Genomic DNA, 5246 nt, shown 5'->3' with positions numbered 1-5246 from the left:
TTATTATTTTGGAGGCCAGTTCTTCTCCATCCAGCCTGGGAGCCTTCCGGAGTCCATTGGACCAACCATAACTCTTACACCGAGTTTGTCCTCAAGGTCACCCTGTAGACGGGCAGCAAGACCCGGAATAACTACACTGTTGTGGGTGACATCCTTGTGGATGTCAAAGCCTGACTTATCGAAGGAGTCCTTTACTTTGTCAGCACTCAGCTGGCCACCGGCAGCGGCTGCTTCTACACCAATACCATCGGTGTTAACTGCAAGCAGCCAGCAGTTGATGCCGTTTGAGGCAAGGTCGCTCTCTACGGTGTAGTAGGTAAGAGCAAAGTTTGTTGTGAAGAGAACCGGGGAGTTCTCGTCTGGAGTTCCTACCTTATACATCTTCGAGTCAACAGCAACAGGAGACCTCGGGTCGGTGTAGATTGTCTCGGCCAGGTGCACTTCAGGCATGGTGGCATATGGATCCATGCTGTGGAGAAGCATAATGTCTCCGTACCTGATGGTAAAGACCGAGGCAAGAACTGTTTCCCAGTAGGAGGCACTGACAGGGTCTGAAATTCCAGCCATCCAGGCAGTAAGCGGCATAGCCATGATCGGATATGCGATCTCGGTGTCGCCCATAATGCCTGCTCTCCGGATCTTCAGGAAGTTCGTAAAGGTGTCTTTCAGGCCTTTGCCGCTCGGGTAGGTTCCCGGGTCAAGAACAATGTCCTTAATACCTGCTTCTGCAAAGGTCTTTGCGAGAGTTTTGAGGCCATCAAGGTCATTGAAAGCTGAGACTACTACAGGCACCTTATATTCAAGAGCCAGTTCTCCGACTTCTTTCCAGTTGTCTTTGTTTGCGGCATAGAGCAGAGGGTTCTTGTCCTTTGCAACCTCAAGTCCTGCCTTCAGGACTGCAGGGTTAAAGGAACAGAGAACTACGGGCAGTTCTGTGTTTTCTACAACTTTCTTGACAGCCGCTGCAAACTTTGCAGGGTCATTGGATGCTGCTCTTATTGCCACACCGTCTAGAAGCAGGTTGCGTCCTACGTAGAACTTCTTGTAATCACTGATCTTCTTAACTCTTTCAACAAGGGCAGCTTCGTCCATGTTGTCTGCAACATCGAAGAACATCTTTGTCTTGTTGAAGAAGGTCAGCTTGTGACGATAAAGCACATCGTCGCCACCAATGTTGGCTGCTCTGTCGCCGACTCCAATAGTAACCTGGCGAATTTCAGGAGCAAGGAGCCTGTCGAGTTCTGCAAGTTTCTTTGCAAACTTCTTCTCTTTTACTAAGGGGGGACAATCTGCTGTCTTGCCTGATCTGTCGATCAGCTTGGAGGCAAATGCCATACAGGTAGGCTCACCACATTCTCCACAGTTGGTCTGTGGAAGGTATTTGTAAGCTTCTAATGGGCTGTTTATTTTCATGTTTTACACCCCCGATCCTATCCAGTTAGCAAGGTCAACGGGTTCTGCCTCAACTGTACCGAAGAGGGTCTGAGTGATATGCTTCAGGACAGCAACCGAAGTTGGGTGCATCATCATGAAGAGGTCGTTTCCTGCAATGGCAAGAGAAAGACCTGTGACAATCTCCCAGATAGGTCCTCTGTATTCTCTGGGACCCCAGTCCGAGTCTTCCTTAAGTGGAGAGCTAACCATCCAGGATTCACGGGCACCCCATGCGTTTGTGGTACCTGAGGACATTGGGAAGGTCAGTTCCTCATCACCCATAAGGGCTGCGAGTCTGATACGTTCCATGTTGGTGTAAGCATAGTCAAGACCATACCCAAGAGCCGCAGTTGTCGGGTCCATAATGATCCTGTCTCTGGGCACATTGCACTGCTTCATGAGCTTCCTGTTTAATTCCTTCTGGGCGTTCATGTCCAGCTGTGTCCAGGAAAGCACGTCATGGTCGTATTTTAATGCGGCTTCTGCAATTGCAGCATAGTCCAGGTTCAGACTGGCAGATGCAAGGAGGCAGCGTTCACCCTCTGCAACTTCTGCTGCTCTGGCAAGAACCTCCGGATCCTTCTGTGGGTTCCCGGAACCACCAATTGCGATTGGCACGTCTACAGCCTGAAGAACCTCTTCAACTGTCTTGGCTGCCTCTTTGGGAGAGGTATCCTTAACGAGCGGGTCAGTTGAAATCAGGTGGATAGTAATCATATCAGCGTTGAATTTGTCAACGTTCTTCTTTGCCCATTCTCCTGGGCTGTCCATGACTTCATCGTAATTTTCTTTAACAGCTTTTGCAAGTCCGATTCTCATGTCGAACACGTCAATTGTGACCTGGTTCCTGTTCGGCATTGGAGCATCAGGGAAGAACGGAAGGGCTTTTTCGCCACCTACCAGAACTCTCTTGCCACGGCTTCCGCCGTCTGCAGAAGTGTTGCCTATTGGGACTTCCTGAATCTGGGTTGTCCATTCTTCTATGTTTGAAAAGTCAAACTTGGAAGGAATGAGATCTTTAAGTTTCGGGGCTGCAAGAGCAGGGGAAACTGCAGGAGCTGCGGAGGCACCAGTAGCTGGGGCACCGATGCCTACAGGGACACCGAACATGCTGGCAAGTCTTCCGAAGTGCTGTGCAAGTACTGCACTTTCCTGTCCGAGGAGAGCAGCAAGCATCGGGTCAAAGCCGCCACCAAGTCCACTGAGGTCAAGCTCAATGTCTCCTTCTATAGTTACACCTTCAAGGGCCAGTACTTCTACATCCTTGAACATGTCTGTCATTTCTGATAATTTAACTTTCTTTGCCATGTAAACCTCACCTTTTACGTAAGTTTTCCGTTTTGATGAGTGACTGTATAAATAAAGGTATAATGCAAATTACTTCCGGATTCTTCCCTTAATGGAAAGAAGGATTGAAGCAGAAGTAAATCCTGCTCCATTATTCAACATAATTTTGAGTGCCGTTTTAAGCCCTTAAAACGGGCAAGGGGATCCTTTTCTATTTCCGGCACGGTTTTCTGCAATATTACCGGTTAAAAGAAAACCGGGATTAGTATCCCAGTTTTTGTACAATGCTTTCGATTTCTACTGCAGCAACCGAGTCATCCGGAATCTCAAAGAGAGGTATGCCTTTTATGTCCATTTCCTCGATTTTTGGATCGAGAGGGATCATACCTATCATGTTAAGTTTCAGGTCTCCTGCCAGTTTGACAAGCTCTTCGCGGTTGGCATCTGTAACCTTGTTTGCAATAACGTGAATTTTACCAACATTTGAGTCCAGTTCATTCACGAGTTCATGAATTCTTTCCGCAGTCCTGAATCCTCTTCGAGAGGCGTCTGTTACGACAATAAGATCATCTATGTCGCGGATAATTTTCCGGCTGAAATGCTCAAGCCCGGCCTCTGCATCAATGACAACCACATCGTAATTTACGATCAATTTGTCCATAATGCCCCGGAGGAGGTTGTTTACATAACAGTAGCAGCCTGAACCTTCGGGTCGACCCATGACCAGGAGATCATAGCCCGACATTTCTTCAATGATCTCATATACTTTGCTTTTAAGTATCGATTCTTTATTCATATCGGGATTGTCAGGCCTCGGTTTTGTGATCTCAGCCTGTAAATACTCCTTTGCATCCCCGATTGTTTTTACGTTCTCACAGCCAAGGGTCTCAGGCAGGTTAGTATCTGCATCTGCATCTACTGCCAGCAGGAACTTACCTTTTTTGGAAAGGGAGCGGATCAGAAGAGCCGCTACCGCTGTTTTACCAGTCCCACCTTTTCCAGTTATTGCAATTACTTTTGTCACAGAATACCTCATTGGATTGTTTTTCGTTTTAGGCTATTGCCTGTCGTCACTCAATTATTTTTGTTACTTCTTCTCGCTGAGAATGACTCTCTCAATGGATATCTTTGCCTTCTTGAAGGTGATCTTTATTCCACCAGCCTTACCAGCAGACATCATTGGCATTGAAGCCATTGCAGGCATCTGGAAACCGGCCGAAGGCATCATCATTGGAGCTGCTGCCACAGCTACTTCCTCTGCTTCTTCCTCTTCCTCTTCTTCCTCTTCCTCTTCTTCTGCAGCTGCCCAGTTTGCAACTACCGGGTGGTTCTTCTCCTGCAGGAAGGCTTTCAGGGAGTCAATGTCAGTTGCATCCTTCTCGGTTGCAATCTTGTCCTTTATGTCAGCAGGTATGGTTTCGTCAATTTTCTCTTTCAGCATTGAAGGGAGCCAGACAACTCTGTTCCATCCGCCGTCAGCCTGGATGAACTTCGGGGAGTAGAAATAGTTGACACCAATACCCAGGAAACCTACGATCTGCTTTCCACCACCGGTCTGACCTGCCATTGTCGAGAACCCAATACCGTTAGGTGCCATTCCCTGGTATTCTCTGTTAACCCAGCCGATACCGTCAACTTCAGGGATGTAGAACCCTACTACTTCAAAGCAGCCGCATGATGTGTGCGGGGCGTCAAAGAATGAGTGGAGTTTAATCTTGTCAAACTCGCCTGCGGAGAGCTTCTTGGCAATGTCGTTTACTCCGGTGTACTCACCGGTGTTGGCATCGAGGAGTTCGCCCTTGTCGATTGAGAACTGTGGACCTTCTGGGTCTACTTTTGCTGCTGCGCGGCCGTCGAACCAGTTGATTGCGCCACAGAGGGAAACTCTGTCAGGGGAAACCACACAGACATTTGTGGGAGCAAAGGACTGGCAGAGGGTGCATCCGTAAAAGACATCCACATCTTCGTCGTGCAGGTCTTTTGTCCTTGCATCTCTTGCCTTGAAAATCTCTTTTGCTTCTACCATCTGCTTTTCAACTTCAGCCTGTTCGGTGTAGAATGTCACCTGCATCTTCTCAATGAAGGGGAGCTCGGTCTTGAAGAGCATCATGACTGCTTTTCCGAATGGCTCGAATGAGTCCATCTTTCCAGCTGTGTCCTTGGAAACTCTCATCCAGACATCATACCTCTGGTTCAGGTGCATAATGCCCTGGCAGTAGTTTATGAAGTCGTGAACACGCCTTTCGACAACAGATTCTAGATCAGCCTCTACAAGTTCTCCTCCAATGTTGAAGATCATTGCCCAGGGGTAGGTCTTGCCTTCTTCCATATCCTTCAGATCTGGACCTACAATTGTTACCTTGTCATCTTCGATCTCATCCATGGGCTTTGCACGGACAAGTTCCAGACCCAGGGACTTCGGGCCACCTAGTTCTACAAACATTCCTTCCTTTCTTACTCTTTCTCCTTCAAACATTGGGGAAATCTCAAATGGGAATTCTGCCATTATATTTCGCCTCCTAAAT

At 47.9% G+C, this 5246-nt stretch carries 4 protein-coding genes; all 4 read right to left on the bottom strand.

Features of this window, described 5'->3' with window-relative positions:
- Positions 1-3: 3 nt before the first annotated feature.
- Complete coding sequence (acsC, locus tag EQO05_RS15155) at positions 4-1413, bottom strand: acetyl-CoA decarbonylase/synthase complex subunit gamma (RefSeq protein ID WP_128507944.1); 1410 nt, start codon at positions 1411-1413, stop codon at positions 4-6.
- Positions 1414-1416: 3 nt separating this feature from the next.
- Positions 1417-2742, bottom strand: coding sequence for a CO dehydrogenase/acetyl-CoA synthase subunit delta (cdhD, locus tag EQO05_RS15150; protein WP_128507942.1), 1326 nt, complete (start codon positions 2740-2742; stop codon positions 1417-1419).
- Between the two features lie 241 nt (positions 2743-2983).
- Entirely contained in the window at positions 2984-3745 is a 762-nt protein-coding gene (locus tag EQO05_RS15145; RefSeq protein ID WP_128507940.1) for a carbon monoxide dehydrogenase accessory protein CooC, read from the bottom strand.
- Positions 3746-3808: 63 nt separating this feature from the next.
- Positions 3809-5227: a CO dehydrogenase/CO-methylating acetyl-CoA synthase complex subunit beta gene (gene cdhC / locus EQO05_RS15140; protein WP_128507938.1), complete on the bottom strand. Its 1419-nt coding sequence runs from the start codon at positions 5225-5227 to the stop codon at positions 3809-3811.
- Positions 5228-5246: the final 19 nt, after the last annotated feature.

This window comes from Methanosarcina sp. MSH10X1 (genome assembly GCF_004099695.1).
Classification (GTDB): domain Archaea; phylum Halobacteriota; class Methanosarcinia; order Methanosarcinales; family Methanosarcinaceae; genus Methanosarcina.
The sequence above is the reverse complement of the archived record's forward strand: the minus strand, read 5'-3'. Positions and strand labels throughout refer to the sequence as shown.

Bases quoted from the DNA above. Each gene is read 5' to 3' on its own strand.
- cdhD (WP_128507942.1), bottom strand. From the start codon at position 2,742: ATGGCAAAGAAAGTTAAATTATCAGAAATGACAGACATGTTCAAGGAT.
- acsC (WP_128507944.1), bottom strand. From the start codon at position 1,413: ATGAAAATAAACAGCCCATTAGAAGCTTACAAATACCTTCCACAGACC.
- cdhC (WP_128507938.1), bottom strand. From the start codon at position 5,227: ATGGCAGAATTCCCATTTGAGATTTCCCCAATGTTTGAAGGAGAAAGA.